We start from the raw sequence: 15,140 nt of genomic DNA on the forward strand, positions 1-15,140 counted from the left end.
CATCATGGGCGTCGACCTCTCCCTGATCTGGGCCGTCATCATCTTCTTCGGTGTGATGATGTATGTGATGATGGATGGCTTCGACCTTGGCATTGGCATGCTCTACCCTTTCGTGCCGGACCGGCATGACCGCGATGTCATGATGAACACCGTGGCGCCGGTGTGGGACGGCAATGAGACCTGGCTGGTGCTGGGCGGCGCGGGACTGCTGGCGGCCTTCCCGCTGGCTTACGCGGTGGTGCTCAGCGCGCTCTACCTGCCCCTCATCTTCATGCTGCTTGGCCTTATCTTCCGAGGTGTGGCCTTCGAGTTCCGCTTCAAGGCCAACGACCGCGAGCGTCCGATCTGGGACAAGGCCTTTATAGGTGGCTCGCTGACCGCAGCCTTCTTTCAGGGTGTGGCGCTGGGTGCATATATCAACGGCATCAAGGTAAGCGGCAACGCCTTCGCCGGCGGCCCGCTCGACTGGCTTCACCCCTTTGCGCTGTTCTGCGGTGTGGGTGTGGCGGTCGCCTACACCCTGCTGGGCAGCACCTGGCTGATCATGAAGACTGAGGGTGAGCTGCAGCAACGCATGATTCGCCTCACCGGCACACTGTCATGGCTTCTGCTGGCGGCGATCGTGGCGATCAGCATCTGGACGCCGCTGTCACAGCCGCGCATTGCGCAGCGCTGGTTCAGCTTTCCCAATCTGCTGTGGTTCTCGCCGGTCCCCCTGCTGGTGGCGCTCAGCATGTTCTTGCTGCTGCGTTCGCTGCGGCGCGCGCCAAATGTCGCCCCCTTCCTCTACACCCTGGCCCTGGTGTTCCTGGGCTACACCGGCCTGGCCATCAGCGTGTGGCCCAACATCGTGCCACCAGGCATCTCGATCTGGGAAGCAGCAGCGCCCCCGCAAAGTCAGGGCTTCACGCTGGTCGGCACCCTCTTCATCATTCCCTTCATCCTGCTCTATACCATCTGGGCCTACTACGTCTTTCGCGGCAAGGCCAAACACGGCGAGGGCTATCACTGATGGAAGAAAGGCGTCCCGGCCTGAGCACCTGGCTAAAGCGATCCGGCTGGCTGGTGCTGATCTGGGCCGCAAGCGTGGCCACGCTAGGCGTGGCCGCCTGGCTGTTGCGCCTGCTCATGCGGGCCGCTGGCTTTACCACTTAGCAACAATATGAGGATGCGTTTTTCGTTTCGCGCTGGTTCAGGAAAATGGCATATGACCGGGTCGCCCGGCGAAACGTTCGGCTCACAGACGCCCTGGACAGCGTTTACAGAAAGGAAACGTTGTCCAGGGCGTCTGTGCGGGCCTGCATGCCTGCGACCGACCAGGCGGCAGAGGCACTGTGTGCACAGCCTGCACCCCGCCCCCTCTCCTGCGCGGCGTCGCCCTGAGTGTAGTAGCCGGTCAGGTCGCCCAGGTGCGAGGGGTTGAGGTTGGACGAGCCGCTGTTGCCGGCCACTCATTGGCCGTTGACGAGGTAATTTTTTGGGTCGTGTTTCGTCAGACAGTTTTAGCCGCGGCCGATAAAGGGCATGGTGGTTGCCATCACCGTCAGGAAGGGCACATTGGCATCGAGCGGCAAGCTGGCCATGTAGGCGACGGCGCTGCCGACATGCCGGGCGTCCATGGTCGGCTCCACGGCCAGCGTTCCGTCGGCCTGCAATACGCCGGTATTCATGCGTTCCGTCCTGTCGGTGGCCGCGTTGCCCACGTCAATCTGGCCGCAGGCGATGTTGAAGCGGCGACCTTCGAGCGAGGCGGCCTTGGTCAGCCCGGTGACCGCGTGTTTGGCGGCAGCATAGGCGGCGGCATGTGGGCGCGGGCTGGTCGCGGCGATCGAGCCATTGTTGATGATGCGGCCGCCACCGGGGGTCTGCGCCTTCATGATGCGGAAGGCTTCCTGCGTGCAGAGAAACACGCCGCTCAGGTTGATGGCTATGGCCTTGTTCCAGTCCTCGTAGCTCAGTTCTTCGAGCGGCACCGCCGGCGACGAAACGCCCGCGTTGTTGACCAGTAGGTCCACCCGGCCAAAGGCCTCGAGCGCCCTGGCAAACAGCGCCTTGACCGAGACCGGATCGCTGACGTCGGCCGTCACCACCAGCGAGCGGACGCCCGTGGCGGCGCCTTCACGTGCCGTGGCCTCCAGCGGCTCCCGGCGGCGCCCGGCCAGCACCACCGAAAAGCCGCCCTGCATGAGTGCCAGGGCCACCTGCTTGCCGATGCCGGTGCCGGCGCCCGTGACCAGGGCAATTTTTTCAGGCGAGGGCATGGCGCACCTCCTGATCACGACGTGCGAGCGCCATGCGGCAGGTCAACTGAAAAGCCTGCAGCATCGCGCCCGGATTGGCGACACCCTGGCCCGCAATGTCAAACGCCGTGCCGTGCGCCGGCGTGAGAATGGGAAACGGCAGGCCTCCCTGCACCGTGATGCCGCGCCAAAAGCCCATGAGCTTCATCGCGATCTGGCCCTGGTCGTGGTACATGGTGACCACGGCGTCGTACTGGCGCTGCTCCCCCTGCACCTTCAGGAAAATCGTGTCGGCGGCAAAGGGTCCCTCGGCTGGGAGGCCGAGCGAGCGCGCCGCTTCCACGGCAGGGCCGATGATGTCGAGCTCCTCCTGGCCGAAGGAGCCGTTATCGCCGTTGTGCGGGTTCAGGCCGCAGACCGCGATGCGCGGATGGGCGACACCGCTGCGCAGCAGTTCGTGGTGGATCAGTTCGATGCCCTGCGTCACGCCTTCGTGCGTGATCTGGTCCGCCACCTCGCGGTGCGCGATATGGGAGGTCACGCGCGAAGTCCACAGGCCGTCGAGGACATTGAACTCGCAGACCGGCCCGTCGAAACCGAGCTGCTCGACAAACCAGTGCAGCTCGTCGCTGGTGTGCATGCCGGCCTGGTGCAGCGAGTGTTTGTTCAGTGGCGCGAACAGGATGGCGTCGGTCAGGCCATGCCTGGTCGCCTCCAGCGCCATTGACAGCGTGTCCAGGCAATAGCGACCGCCCTTGACGCTGGCGACAGCCCGCTCGAAGGGCCCCCCGGTATCGCCACGATAGTCCACCAGCACCGGCAAGCCCTCGGAAAAGTCAGCCTCCTTGACTGACTTCGCCAGCACATAGGGCGTGCGGCAACCGGCCACCGCCATGCCGTGGTCCAGTTCGGCCCGGTCGGCGATCAGCAGCAGCTCGGCCGACTGCGCGGCGGCAGGGTCGGCCAAAAGCCGGGCAACCAGCTCGGGACCTATGCCGGCCGGGTCGCCCAGCACCAGGGCAATACGAGGTTTGCGTGATTTCATGAATTCCTTTGCTCAGCGGCCGGACAGCAGGCCGCGCGCCATCAGATTGGTGAAAAAGGCCTGCAACCCAAAGGTCCAGGGCGCGATGCGGTCGCACAGGTTCACCGTGTTGACCAGGCGGCCGAGCTTGGGGCTGGAAATGGTCACCACATCGCCCACCTGGTGGGTGAAACCACTGCCCGCCGCGCCGCGGTCCTGCGTGGGCGCGAACATGGTGCCCAGGAACAGCATGAAACCGTCGGGGTACTGGTGGTGAGCGCCCAGGGTCTGGCGCACCAGGTCCAGAGGGTCGCGGCTGATCTGCGACATCGAGCTTTCGCCGCGCATCACAAAGCCGTCCGGGCCCTGCACTTCGAGGCTCACGGTACAGCGCCGCACGTCGTCGAGCGAAAAGCTGGCGTCGAACAGGCGAATGAACGGGCCGATGGCGCAGGAGGCATTGTTGTCCTTGGCCTTGCCCAGCAGCAGGGCGCTGCGCCCCTCGAAGTCGCGCAGGTTGACGTCGTTGCCCAGCGCCGCGCCCTTGACCTCGCCGCGGCTGTTGACGGCCAGCACCACTTCCGGCTCGGGATTGTTCCAGGCCGAGCCGGGATGGATGCCGATCTCGGCCCCGGTGCCCACCGCGGACAGCACCGGCCCCTTGGTAAACACTTCGGCGTCGGGGCCTATGCCGACCTCGAGGTATTGCGACCACAGTCCCTGCCGCACCAGCAGTTCCTTGAGCTGCTGCGCCTTGGCCGAGCCGGGCTTGATGCTGGCCAGCGAGCCGCCCAGCAGTTCCAGCACCCGGCCGCGTATCGCCTCGGCCTGGCGGGCATCGCCCTTGGCCTGCTCTTCGATCACGCGTTCCACCAGGCTGGCGGCAAAGGTGACCCCGGCCGCCTTGATGACCTGCAGGTCGCAGGGCGCCAGGAAGCGCGGGCCGTCCGCGTTGCCGTTTGGCTGCCGGCTGTTCTGGAACAGGCTGTCGGCGCTGCCGATGTAGCGGCCCGGCGTGGCCCGCACCAGCGCGGCCGGGTCGGCCGATTCAAGCAGACCGCTCATGGTGGGCACGGCCTGCGACAGGTCAAAGACGCCGCCCTCGCGCAGGGCCACGACGCTAGGCCCGGCGGGCTGGCCCTCGCCCTCGCCAGCAATCCAGGCGCGGCCTACCAGCGTTCCGGTCATGTTGTCTTCAGGCAGCCAGTCCATTGAGTACCTCCGGATTCACAGGGTTTGTCGGTCCATCGCCGCAGAAAAAATTGATCAGGTTGTCCGCCGCCAGATTCGCCATGGCAAGGCGCGTCGGTCCGGTCGCGCTGCCGATGTGCGGCGTCAGCACGACCCTAGGCGCCTCGAGCAGGCCAGGATGGACCGAGGGCTCGCCCTCGTACACGTCCAGGCCTGCCGCGGCGATGCGCCTGTCGCGCAGCGCCTGGGCCAGTGCTGCGTCATCGACAATGCCGCCGCGTGCGATATTGACCAACGTCGCGGTTGGTTTCATCAGCGCCAGCTCGGCCGCGCCGATGGCATGGAGCGAGGCCTTGGAATACGGCAGCACCAGCACCAGGTGGTCGGCGCTGCGCAGCAACTCTTGCTTGCTGACATAGCGGGCGCCGGTCTCGCGCTCGACGCTGTCCTCAAGCCGCGAACGGTTGTGGTAAATCACCTTCATCCCGAAGCCGAAGTAGCCGCGGCGGGCCAGGGCCTGGCCGATGCGGCCCATGCCCAGGATGCCCAGGGTCGAGCCGTGAACATCGGAGCCGACCAGTGTGTCGTATTGCCAGCGCTTCCACCGCCCGGCGCGCAGGTAGCGCTCGCCTTCCGACACCCGCCGCGCAGCGGCCAACAGCAGGGCGAAGCCGAAATCGGCCGTGGTTTCAGTCAACACACCCGGTGCGTTGGTGCCGACCACGCCGTGCGCGGTCATGGCCTCCACATCGAAGTTGTTGAAGCCGACCGACATGTTGGCGCAGATCCGCAGATCCGGGCAGGCCTGCAGCAGCGTGCTGTCAATGCGCTCGCTGCCGGTGGCGAAAAGCGCCTGCCGGCCTTGCAGCGCTTCAATCAGCTGCGCGGGGGACCAGGGCTCATCCGCCTGGTTGGCCCGCACCTCGAAGTGCTGTTCAAGCCGGGCGATCACCTCGGGCGCGATCGCCCGGCAGACAAGAAGGGATGGCTTGTTCATGCGCACGCCTACTGGTTCTTCAGGCCGAGTTTGCTGATCAGGCTTTTGTAGAAGACGTGATCCTTGGCCATGACGGCGCCAAAGGCGTCACCGTCCGCATAGGCATAGCCCATGTTCTGGAGGTCCAGCGCGTCACGCAGGCCCTGTTCCTTGGCAATTTTCGCGGTCGCCGCCCGCAGGGTGGCGACGACTTCAGGCGACGTTCCCCTGGCCACAGCCAGGCCGCGCCAGGTGCCGATGGAAATGTCGATGTTGCGCTCCTTGAGCGTTGGCACTTTTTCAAAGCCCTTGATGCGCTGCTCGGACATCACCGCCAGCGTTTTCAGCTTGCCCGTCGAGGTGTAGGCATAGACCTCCGCCGCGCTGACCGTGATGGCCTCTATGTGCCCGCCCAATAACGCCAGCGCTGCCGGTGCGGCCCCGCTGAACGGGATGTGGTTGAACTTCACGCCGGTCTTGTCTTCCACGGCCGCCGCAGCAAGATGCCAGGTCGAGCCATTACCGCCGTTACCCACGCTGAAGTCGCCTTTCTTCGCGGCCGCGAGGAACTCCTCGACCGTGTTCCAGGGTGCATCGGCGCGCACCGTGATGGCTGCGGGATCGTAGTTCAGGCGGGCGATCGGAATGAAGTCCTCATAGGTGATTTTGGTCAGACCCATATTGGGCTGCGTCATCAGGTCGGTTGCAAGCAGGGCCACCTTGTAGCCTTCAGGCTTGCTGTTGATGACATCGGCCCAGCCTATGGCGCCACTGGCGCCGGGCTTGTTGATGACGATCAGGTTCTGCGGCAGGTGCTTGGTCGCCGCCTGCGCAAAGGCCCGGCCCAGCACATCGGTGCCGCCGCCGGCCGGGTAGGGAACGACCAGTTCAATCGGCCGGCTGGGATAGGCGGCCTGGGCCAGCACGGCGGATGGCAGGGCCAGGGCGCACAGCAGTCCAGCCAGGATGCGGGTAGCAAACGTCTTCATGGATGTCTCTCCTTGTAGTTGTGATGATTCGAAGGTGCGTGAAACTCAGGCCCAGGCGGGGCCGTTCGGGAACTCGAACTCCTTGAGCGTTGCCGCGTGCATCTCTATGCTGTAGCCAGGGCGCTGGGGAGGCATGTAGCGGCCCTTGCGAATCACGACCGGGTCGAGGAAGTGCTCGTGCAGGTGGTCCACGTATTCCAGCACGCGGTTTTCCAGCGAGGCAGACACCGCGATGTAGTCAAACAGCGCGATGTTTTGCACGTATTCGCACAGGCCCACGCCACCGGCGTGCGGGCACACCGGCACGCCGAACTTGGCGGCCATCAGCAGCACCACCAGCACTTCGTTCAGGCCACCGAGGCGGGCCGCGTCGACCTGGCAAAAGTCGATGGCCTTGGCCTGCAGCAGCTGCTTGAACATCACGCGGTTGTGGCAATGCTCGCCGGTGGCCATGCCGATGGGCGCAATGCGCTCGCGAATGGTGGCGTGCCCCAGGATGTCGTCGGGGTTGGTCGGCTCCTCGATCCACCAGGGCTCGAAGGCGGCCAGGCGGCGCATGTTGACGATGGCCTCGTCCACTTCCCACACCTGGTTGGCATCCATCATGAGCTTGCGGTCCCAGCCAATCTCTTCGCGCAGGATGGCGGCACGGCGCATGTCTTCCTCGATGTTGCCGCCGACCTTTTGCTTGAAGTGCGTCCAGCCCTCGGCCACGCCTTCGCGGGCCAGCCGGCGCATCTTTTCCTCGGAATAACCCAGCCAGCCGGCCGAGGTGGTGTAGCCGGGGTAGCCCTGCTCCAGCATTTCCTGCTCGCGCGCGGCCTTGCCGCGGGCGTTGCGGCGCAGTATGGCCAGCGCCTCCTCGGGCGTGAGCGCGTCGGTGACGAAACGAAAGTCCAGGCAGCGCACCAGCTCCTCGGGGCTCATGTCGGCCAGCAGCTTCCAGACCGGCTTGCCTTCGGACTTGGCCCACAGGTCCCAAACCGCGTTGACGATGGCGGCCGTTGCCAGGTGCATCACGCCCTTGTCCGGGCCCAGCCAGCGCAGCTGGCTGTCGCCAGTGATGCTGTGCCAGAAAGCGCCTATGTCGCCCGATATCTCCTCCAGCGTGCGGCCCACCACGAATGAAGCCAGCGAATTGACGGCCGCCACGCAGACTTCATTGCCGCGGCCAATCGTGAAGGTCAGCCCATGGCCTTCCAGCGCCGAGGGAGCGTCGGTGTGCAGCACCACGTAGGTGGCGGAATAGTCGGGCGCCGTGTTCATGGCGTCCGAGCCGTCGAGCGAGCGCGAGGTGGGGAAACGGATGTCGCGAACCGAGAGATGGGTAATGGTGGTCGGCACTTTGGTCTTTCAGAGGGGTGAAAAGATAGCGAAGCTTATGCGGATTGGCGATACCAATCCAATCGTCATTTGATATATTTCGATTCTCATTTTTGGATCACTCATGGACGATGCCGTAGACACAGCCGCCCCGCCCGCCAACCTCTTTCGCCGGCTGCGCATCAAGAGCCGGCAGGTCATGCTGCTGGACGCACTCGATGAACACCGTAACCTGCGGCGGGCGGCGGCGGCCATCCACACCACCCAGCCTGCCGCCACGGCGCTGCTGCAGCAGCTTGAAGAAGGGCTGGGCGTGGTGCTGTTCGAGCGCCATGCGCGCGGCATGGAGCCCACGGTCTACGGCGAGGTGATGATCCGCTACGCGCGCGGTGTGCTGCACGACTTCGCCTACGCCGGCGACGAGATGGCAGCCCTGGCCGCGGGCGCAGCCGGGCTGGTGCGCATCGGCAGCGTCATGGGCGCCACGCCTGTCCTGCTGACCCAGGGCCTGGCGCGCTTCAAGGCCGGCAACCCGCGGGTGCGCATTTCGCTGCAGGTCGACACCAGCGACCTCTTGATGCCGGCCCTGCTGCGCGGCGATCTGGACGTGGTGCTCGGGCGCCTGCCCGACCAGTTCTATGACGAAGACCTGGAAATCGAGCAGCTCGAGGGCGAGCCGATGAGCGTGGTGGCGCGGCCCGACCATCCGCTGTTCGACTTGGCCGAGGTCACGCTGGCCGACCTGGTCGCGCAGACCTGGATCCTGCATCCGCTGGGCAGCCCGATGCGCAGGCGGGTCAAGCAGGCGCTGCAGCACGCCAGCCTGGCGGCGCCGCCCGACATCGTCGAAACCTCGTCCATCCTGGCGACCACCTCGCTGCTCGAAGCCAGCGACATGATCTCGGTGGTGCCGCGGGACGTGGCGCAGCACTATGCCAACTATGGCCTGGTGGCCATCGTGCCGGTGGAGCTGCCGATTTCCATGGCCAACCTGGGCATCATCACGCGCAAGAAGAAAGACCTGTCGCCCGCGGTCAAGGGCTTTCTGCACGCGCTGCGCGACAGCATGCTGGAGCGCCAGATCGCACGCTGATCAACAGTCCATTCGGTACAGGCGCTGCGCGTTGTCGTGAAACAGCTGGCGCTGCTCGGAAGCCGACAGATCCACGACCATGCGCGCGAAGCCGCTGAAAATATCTTCGAACGAGGCGCAAAGGCTGTCGACCGGGTAGTTGCTGCCAAACATGCAGCGGTCGACGCCGAACAGCTCTATGCACTGCCATACCACGGGGCGGTTTTCCTCCACGCTCCAGCGCCGCCCGGCGAGCCCGATGCCGCTGAGCTTGACGAAGACGTTCGGGCATTGCGCCACCCGCCGCATGGCTTCTCGCCAGGCGGCAAGCCCTTCGGCACTGCGATCGGAGGGCATGCCGGTGTGGTTGATGATGAGGGGCGTGTCCGGAAAGTCCCGCGCCAGGGCTGCGGCCTCGTGCAAATGCCAGAACGGTGTTTGCAGCTCGAAATGCAGGCCATGCCGCGCCAGCAAGCCATAGTTGCGCCGCCACGCGGGGTCGGCCATGCCGCCCGCTGCCGTGTCGGCGGGCGCGTCGTTGGCGCGCGGCTTGTGGCGAATGCCGCGCACAAAGCCGAAGCCGGCCAGTTGCTCCAGCGTGTGCTGCGCATCGGGCTGGTCCAGCCAGGCTTTGCCGACCGCCACCGTGGGCAAACCGCTTTGCTGGCGCAGGCCCGCGATGTAGCGCATCTCGCCGATGGGGTCGCGCGGGTCCCAGTCGGCCTCGATGTAGACACTGCCGGCCAGCTTGAACGCCGCCGTGTCCCTCAGGTAGTCAGCCGGCAGATAGGGCTGGGCGATCGACTGGTGATCGCCATAGCGGTGCGGCGGACGGTCTTTGTCGCACAGCCACGGGTAGTAGTTCAGGACGGGGTCCCAGAAGTGATGGTGGGCATCGATGATGGGGAAACTGAGCGCTTCGGTCATGGCTGGTCCTGAAGGTCAGGCAGCTTTTACGCTGCCATAGCGAAAAGCGTTGTTGACGCGACTGATGCCATTGACCAGCGCCCGGCCGAACGGCGGTGCCGAGATTTCGAAGCGGCAGGCACTGTCAACCTTGACGCCCTCGGCAAACGACAGCGTGGCGGTGCCGAAATAATGCACATGCACGTCGCCCGGCACCAAGAACTGGTCGTACTTGAAATGGTGGAACTCGATGTTGGCTATGGAGTGCGACATGTTCTCCTCCCCGGTCAGGAAGGGTTTCTCCCAGCGCAGGCGGCCCTTGCGAACAATGCGCGACAGGCCGGTGATGCTGGGCGGCAATTCGTCCAGCAACAGCTCGGGGCCAAAGGAGCTGCCGCCCAGCTTGGCATGCGACACCAGGCCGCTGTTGCTGCGCTCGGTGACATGGTCCGACAGCTCGTTGGCAAGGGCAAAACCCACGCGGCGCGGCGTGCGGTCGGGCCCTATCAGGTACAGGCCGGCCAGTTCAGGCTCTTCGCTGGCGTCTGCGGCGAAGGCCGCGACCGGAAAATCCTGGTAGGGATGGACCACCGAATGGCCGCTGCCCTTGAAGTGCCATTCGGGGGCGACGCCCGGCAGGCCGCTGCCATTGGGGCGCCCGCCTTCCAGGCCCAGCTTGAACAGCCGCAATGAATCGCTGAGCGTGGTCTCGCCAGCTCGCAGCGCGCGCCGCAGGTGGTCACGCGTACGCTCGCTGCCCAGGTGCGTCAGGCCCGAGCTGCTGACCAGCATATGGGCCGGGTCCGGGTGGTCGAACGGCACCAGCACGGCCTGGCGCTCGACCAACTCGTCGTAGTCAACCCGCTCGGCAGAAACCCGTTTTTTGGCCAGCCGCGCCAGCGGCGTCTTTTCTGCCAGTGCCTGCGATACCAGCGCGTAGCTGCTGTCGCAGCCGGCCAGCACCCGCACCGTGTCGGGCGCTTCGACCAGGCCGACGGCGCGCTGGCCGTCGGGGCGCAGGAACTGGAGCAGGCGCATGGCTGGCTTGGCGTGGTTTGAGCTGTGCCGGCTTATTTGGCCTGACTGACGACGCTCTCGGGAATATCGGCGCCGTGGTATTTCTTGAAGATCTCGTTGAGCTTGCCGTTTTTCATGTTGGTGCGCACCCAGTCATTGACCCAGGCCATCAGCTTGGGCTCCTCCTTGCGCATGCCCACGCCCAGGTCAAAGGTGCGCAGCACAAACTTGGGCTCGAGCTGGCGTGCCGGCGCCTTGTTGACCATGGTCTGGAACAGCGCGCCCGAGGTGGCCACCAGGTCGGCCTGGCCGGTCACCGCGGCGGTGATCACGGCCGCATCGTCGTCGTAGCGTACGATGGTCGCGCCCTTGGCGTTGGCCGTGAGGTCGGCGTCCTGCGTGGTGCTGCGGTTGACCGCGATCGACTTGCCGGCCAGGTCGGCCATGCTCTTGGCGTTGACGCCCTTGATGCCGCCCACTAGTGACACCTGGCCGGCGTAGGGAATCGAATAGTCAATCACCTTGGCCCGCTCCGGCGTGAAGGCCAGCGTCGAGATCACCAGGTCGGCCTTGTTGGTCTGCAGGTTGGGAATGCGGGTGGCCCCGGTCGTCGGAACGATTTCCAGCGCGACGCCCAGGTCCTTGGCCAGCAGGGCCGCCACGTCGTAGTCCGAGCCGGTTGGGCGCATGCTGCTGTCGGTCATGCCCGACGGCGGATTGGCCAGGTCGATCGAGATGCGCACCTTCTTGGCCGCGCGGATACTGTCAAGCGTATCGGCATGGATGGCCAGACTGGCTACAGCCAATGCGGCCACGAAAGCGCTTCGAGCGATGGACTGGATCAATTTCATGGTGATGTCTCCTTTGGGTTTTGGGGTTACAAGCCGTTGTCGACAAATTGCTGCAGTTCGGCGGTCTGCGGGTTCAGCAGCATGTCGCCGCCTCCGGTTTCCCAGATCCGGCCTTCATGCATGAAGATCACGACGTCGGCCACCTTGCGGGCAAACGCCATTTCGTGGGTCACCAGCACCATGGTCATGCCGCCGGCGGCCAGCTCCTCGATGACCTTGAGCACTTCGCCCGTCAGCTGTGGATCCAGCGCCGAGGTGACCTCGTCAAACAGCATGACCTGCGGCTCCATCGCCAGCGAGCGGGCAATCGCCACCCGCTGCTGCTGGCCGCCCGAGAGCTGCTCGGGGTAGGCCTGTGCCTTGTCCGCCAGGCCGACCTGGCGCAGCACGATGCGGGCGAGTTCCAGCGCCTCGGCCCGGCTCTTGCCCTTGGCGGCGCGGGGCGCGAGCGTGATGTTCTCTTCCACCGTGAGATGCGGAAACAGGTTGTAGCTCTGGAACACGATGCCGACATCACGGCGCAGGCCGCGCAGGTCGATGGCCGGGTCGCTGACGCGCCGGCCACAGACCTCGATGAGTCCGCTGTCTATGGCTTCCAGCCGATTGATGCAGCGCAGCGCCGTGCTTTTGCCGGAGCCGCTGCGGCCGATAATGGCCACCACCTGGCCTTTTTTCACCTGGAACGACACCCCCTTGAGCACGCTCAGGCTGCCGAAACTCTTGTGCACGTCTTCAAGATTCACAATATTGGACATTGCCGATTCCTTTCTTTGTTTCCGGCGCGGGCTTGCGGCCGACAAGCAATCTGTTTTCGAGTTTCCTGGCCCACCACGACAGCGGGAAACACAGCAGGAAGTACAGGCCGGCGACCAGCATGTAGACAAGGAAGGGCTCGAACAGCGAGTTGTTGATGACCTGGCCGGCGCGCGCCAGCTCGACAAAGCCGACGACCGAAGCGAGCGAGGTGTTTTTGACGATCTGCACCATGAAGCCCACCGTGGGCGGCGTGGCGATGCGCAGCGCCTGCGGCAGGATCACCATGAACAGCCGCTGGGGGCGCGTCAGCGCCAGGCATTCGGCGGCTTCCCACTGGGTTTTTGGAACCGCTTCAATGCAGCCGCGCCAGATCTCGCCGATGTAAGCACTGACATAAATCGTCATCGACAGCCCGGCCGCCACGATGGCGGGCAGGCTCAGGCCCATGATGCTCAGGCCGAAATAGGACAGAAACATCAGGATCAGCAGCGGCGTTCCCTGCACCAGCTGCACAAAGCCGAGCGCCAGCCAGCGCAGCATCCGGCTGCGCGAAATGCGTGCCAGCGCGACGCCAAAGCCGACGAGGCCGCCGCCGACGAAGGCCATCAGCGACAGCATGACGGTCCAGCCCGCGCCCTGCGCCAGGAAGTAAAGATGATGGAGGTTGAATTCGTTGTTCATGGCGTCATCCCGCGCTTACAGGGGGGTGCCTAGCCTGCGGCGGCGCGTGAAAACGGCCTGGCCGATGGCCCAGAAGCCCAGACGCATGAGCAGTGACAGCATCAGGTAGAACACGGCCACCACGATGTAGGTCTCGAAGGAGCGGTAGGTGTCGGACTGCACGCGGTTGGCAATCGCCGTCAGTTCCTCCGCGGAGATCTGCGAGGTGATGGACGAGGCCAGCATCAGCAGCACGAACTGGCTGGTCAGCGCCGGGTAGACCCGCTCCATGGCGGGACGCAGGATCACATGCCAATAGACCTGAAGCTTCGACAGCGCCAGGCATTCGGCGGCCTCGAGCTGCCCCTTGTGGATGGAGTCGATGCCGGCCCGCATGATCTCGGTGGTGTAGGCGCCGATGTTGATGACCAGCGCCGCAATCGCCGCCACGTAGGCCGGCACCTTGAGCCCCAGGCTGGACAGCCCGAAGTAGACGATGAAGATCTGCACCAGCAAGGGCGTGTTGCGGATGGTCTCCACGTAGATGCCGCAGGCCTGCTCGATCCAGGTGTTGCGGCTGCGGCGGCCGATGGCGCACAGCGTTCCGATCAGGAAACCCAGCAGCGTGGCGATCACCGCGAGCTGGATCGTGAGCCAGGCACCGTGCAGAAACAGCGGCCACTGGGCCAGCACGGCGCTAAAGTCGAATTTGTAAGTCATGCTGCAGACTCAGGAGAGGACCGGTACGAGTTGACGATGGAGGCCGTGTCCTTCATGCCGTTGCCCTGCTCGACATAGTCGGTGTAGCGCCGGGTCGCGGCCTCGAGCATGGGCAGGCTGAGCTGGAGCGCGTGCGCATACGCTTTCACGGCCTTCAGGTCCTTCAGCAGTTGCCGGGCATAGCTGCGCGGCGGCTCAAACGCGCGCGCCTGCATCTGCGGATACAGCTGCTTTAACAGGCTGCTGTCGGCATGGCCGCCGGCCAGGCACTGCGGCAGCGCCTGCGCGTTGATGCCGGCCGCCTCGGCCAGGGTCAGGGCCTCGGCCAGCACCACATAGCCGCTGCCGACGATGAGCTGGTTGATCATCTTGGCGGTCTGGCCCGCGCCGCTCGGGCCGATGTGGGTGAAGTTGGAGGCCAGGTCGGCCATCAGGGGACGGATGGACGCGATGTCCGCCGCCTCGCCGCCGGCCATCACCGTCAGCGTGCCGGCACGCGATTGCAGCGGGCCGCCGCTCACCGGGGCATCGACCCAGTGCATGCCGGTCTCGCCCTGCAGTTGCTGCGCCATGGCGCGCGTGGCCTCAGGGGCTATGGTGGAATGGTCGATCAGTATCTTGCCGGCCGCCGCCTCCTCGGCAACGCCCTGCGCCCCAAAGACGCAGCTGCGCACCGCTTCGGTATGCAACACGCACAGGATCACGATGTCGCTGGCCGCCGCGACGGCCGCCGGTGAAGGCGCGCTCACGGCGCCTGCCGCGACAAGGGGCGGCACCCGCTCAGGCTCCAGGTTCCAGACCGTGACCGGCCAGCCCTGTTCGAGCAGGCGCAAGGTCATCGCCGTGCCCATGATGCCCAGGCCTATGAACCCGATACGAGCCTTCTCAACTGCCATGCTTGTCTCCGATTCCTATGGTTGAACGGTGACGAAGCATACGAAGGGCAGCTATCCACATCCAATCGTATTTTTTGATCTATCGATATGGATTTTTGAATCAGCACGCAAGCAATACGGCAGGAATGTACTTATCAGCCCTCGCTCGTACTCCACCGTTGTTGATGTTCCAGGCAGGGTATTCGACAAGGAATGTGTCGCGGTCGCCTTGCCGGGCTCGGATCTCCTGCTGGCATTGACGAAGCAGGGCCATGGATTTCCTCCTGCAGACGCCTGTGTCCGACGAACTACAGCGCCGCCACCAGTTCCGGCACGGCGGTAAACAGGTCCGCCTCCAGGCCATAGTCGGCCACCGAGAAGATAGGCGCCTCCGGGTCCTTGTTGATCGCCACGATGACCTTGGAATCCTTCATGCCGGCCAGGTGCTGGATGGCGCCCGAGATGCCGCAGGCAATGTAGAGCTGGGGCGCGACGATCTTGCCGGTCTGGCCGACCTGCCAGTCGTTGGGCGCGTAGCCC

Annotated in this window: 17 protein-coding genes; 3 read left to right on the plus strand and 14 right to left on the minus strand. The window is 65.0% G+C overall.

Annotation, left to right across the window (positions count from 1 at the left end; translation table 11 throughout):
* Window positions 1-4: 4 nt before the first annotated feature.
* Both cydB and PJE01S_RS24440 read left to right on the plus strand, forming a co-directional pair.
* On the plus strand, window positions 5-1,012 hold the full coding sequence (cydB, locus tag PJE01S_RS10220; protein ID WP_068833378.1) for a cytochrome d ubiquinol oxidase subunit II: 1,008 nt from the start codon (window positions 5-7) through the stop codon (window positions 1,010-1,012).
* A complete protein-coding gene (locus PJE01S_RS24440) occupies window positions 1,012-1,155 on the plus strand; it encodes a DUF2474 domain-containing protein (RefSeq protein ID WP_084389452.1) in 144 nt (47 codons plus the stop codon). The genes cydB and PJE01S_RS24440 overlap by 1 nt, the downstream gene beginning before the upstream one ends.
* A gap of 347 nt (window positions 1,156-1,502) precedes the next feature.
* Here the strand turns inward: PJE01S_RS24440 and PJE01S_RS10230 are convergent, their stop codons facing one another.
* From PJE01S_RS10230 to PJE01S_RS10255, 6 genes are read right to left on the minus strand one after another with little or no spacing between them, the layout of a single operon-like run.
* Window positions 1,503-2,261, minus strand: coding sequence for an SDR family oxidoreductase (locus PJE01S_RS10230; protein ID WP_068833382.1), 759 nt, complete (start codon window positions 2,259-2,261; stop codon window positions 1,503-1,505).
* Entirely contained in the window at window positions 2,248-3,285 is a 1,038-nt protein-coding gene (locus tag PJE01S_RS10235; protein WP_068833384.1) for a 4-hydroxythreonine-4-phosphate dehydrogenase PdxA, read from the minus strand. The genes PJE01S_RS10230 and PJE01S_RS10235 overlap by 14 nt, the downstream gene beginning before the upstream one ends.
* A gap of 12 nt (window positions 3,286-3,297) precedes the next feature.
* Window positions 3,298-4,476: a fumarylacetoacetate hydrolase family protein gene (locus PJE01S_RS10240; protein ID WP_068833386.1), complete on the minus strand. Its 1,179-nt coding sequence runs from the start codon at window positions 4,474-4,476 to the stop codon at window positions 3,298-3,300.
* Entirely contained in the window at window positions 4,460-5,452 is a 993-nt protein-coding gene (locus PJE01S_RS10245; protein WP_068833388.1) for a 2-hydroxyacid dehydrogenase, read from the minus strand. The genes PJE01S_RS10240 and PJE01S_RS10245 overlap by 17 nt, the downstream gene beginning before the upstream one ends.
* Before the next feature lie 8 nt (window positions 5,453-5,460).
* Window positions 5,461-6,420: a tripartite tricarboxylate transporter substrate binding protein gene (locus PJE01S_RS10250; RefSeq protein WP_068833390.1), complete on the minus strand. Its 960-nt coding sequence runs from the start codon at window positions 6,418-6,420 to the stop codon at window positions 5,461-5,463.
* A 45-nt stretch (window positions 6,421-6,465) separates the two neighbouring features.
* A complete protein-coding gene (locus tag PJE01S_RS10255) occupies window positions 6,466-7,764 on the minus strand; it encodes an L-fuconate dehydratase (RefSeq protein ID WP_068833392.1) in 1,299 nt (432 codons plus the stop codon).
* A gap of 103 nt (window positions 7,765-7,867) precedes the next feature.
* Here PJE01S_RS10255 and PJE01S_RS10260 point away from each other — a divergent pair, with 103 nt between their 5' ends.
* Window positions 7,868-8,836: a LysR family transcriptional regulator gene (locus PJE01S_RS10260; protein WP_068833394.1), complete on the plus strand. Its 969-nt coding sequence runs from the start codon at window positions 7,868-7,870 to the stop codon at window positions 8,834-8,836.
* Here the strand turns inward: PJE01S_RS10260 and PJE01S_RS10265 are convergent, their stop codons facing one another.
* From PJE01S_RS10265 to PJE01S_RS10300, 8 genes are all read right to left on the minus strand, one after another.
* Complete coding sequence (locus tag PJE01S_RS10265; RefSeq protein WP_068833396.1) at window positions 8,837-9,742, minus strand: amidohydrolase family protein; 906 nt, start codon at window positions 9,740-9,742, stop codon at window positions 8,837-8,839.
* A gap of 15 nt (window positions 9,743-9,757) precedes the next feature.
* Window positions 9,758-10,759 (minus strand): AraD1 family protein, encoded by a 1,002-nt coding sequence (gene araD1, locus PJE01S_RS10270; RefSeq protein ID WP_068833398.1) that lies wholly within the window; start codon window positions 10,757-10,759, stop codon window positions 9,758-9,760.
* A 32-nt stretch (window positions 10,760-10,791) separates the two neighbouring features.
* Window positions 10,792-11,589 (minus strand): transporter substrate-binding domain-containing protein, encoded by a 798-nt coding sequence (locus PJE01S_RS10275; RefSeq protein WP_068833400.1) that lies wholly within the window; start codon window positions 11,587-11,589, stop codon window positions 10,792-10,794.
* Window positions 11,590-11,615: 26 nt separating this feature from the next.
* The gene (locus PJE01S_RS10280; protein WP_068833402.1) at window positions 11,616-12,344 is read right to left on the minus strand and encodes an amino acid ABC transporter ATP-binding protein; all 729 of its coding nucleotides are present in this window, start codon (window positions 12,342-12,344) and stop codon (window positions 11,616-11,618) included.
* The gene (locus PJE01S_RS10285) at window positions 12,322-13,026 is read right to left on the minus strand and encodes an amino acid ABC transporter permease (protein WP_068833404.1); all 705 of its coding nucleotides are present in this window, start codon (window positions 13,024-13,026) and stop codon (window positions 12,322-12,324) included. The genes PJE01S_RS10280 and PJE01S_RS10285 overlap by 23 nt, the downstream gene beginning before the upstream one ends.
* Window positions 13,027-13,041: 15 nt before the next feature.
* The gene (locus tag PJE01S_RS10290) at window positions 13,042-13,725 is read right to left on the minus strand and encodes an amino acid ABC transporter permease (protein WP_068833406.1); all 684 of its coding nucleotides are present in this window, start codon (window positions 13,723-13,725) and stop codon (window positions 13,042-13,044) included.
* Window positions 13,722-14,621, minus strand: a complete 900-nt coding sequence (locus tag PJE01S_RS10295; RefSeq protein WP_068833408.1) for an NAD(P)-dependent oxidoreductase — start codon at window positions 14,619-14,621, stop codon at window positions 13,722-13,724. Before PJE01S_RS10295 ends, PJE01S_RS10290 begins: the two co-directional genes overlap by 4 nt.
* Before the next feature lie 287 nt (window positions 14,622-14,908).
* On the minus strand, window positions 14,909-15,140 hold a 232-nt coding region (locus PJE01S_RS10300), incomplete at its 5' end, for an electron transfer flavoprotein subunit alpha/FixB family protein (RefSeq protein WP_218017511.1).

Source organism: Polaromonas jejuensis NBRC 106434, from assembly GCF_001598235.1.
GTDB lineage: Bacteria > Pseudomonadota > Gammaproteobacteria > Burkholderiales > Burkholderiaceae_C > Polaromonas > Polaromonas jejuensis.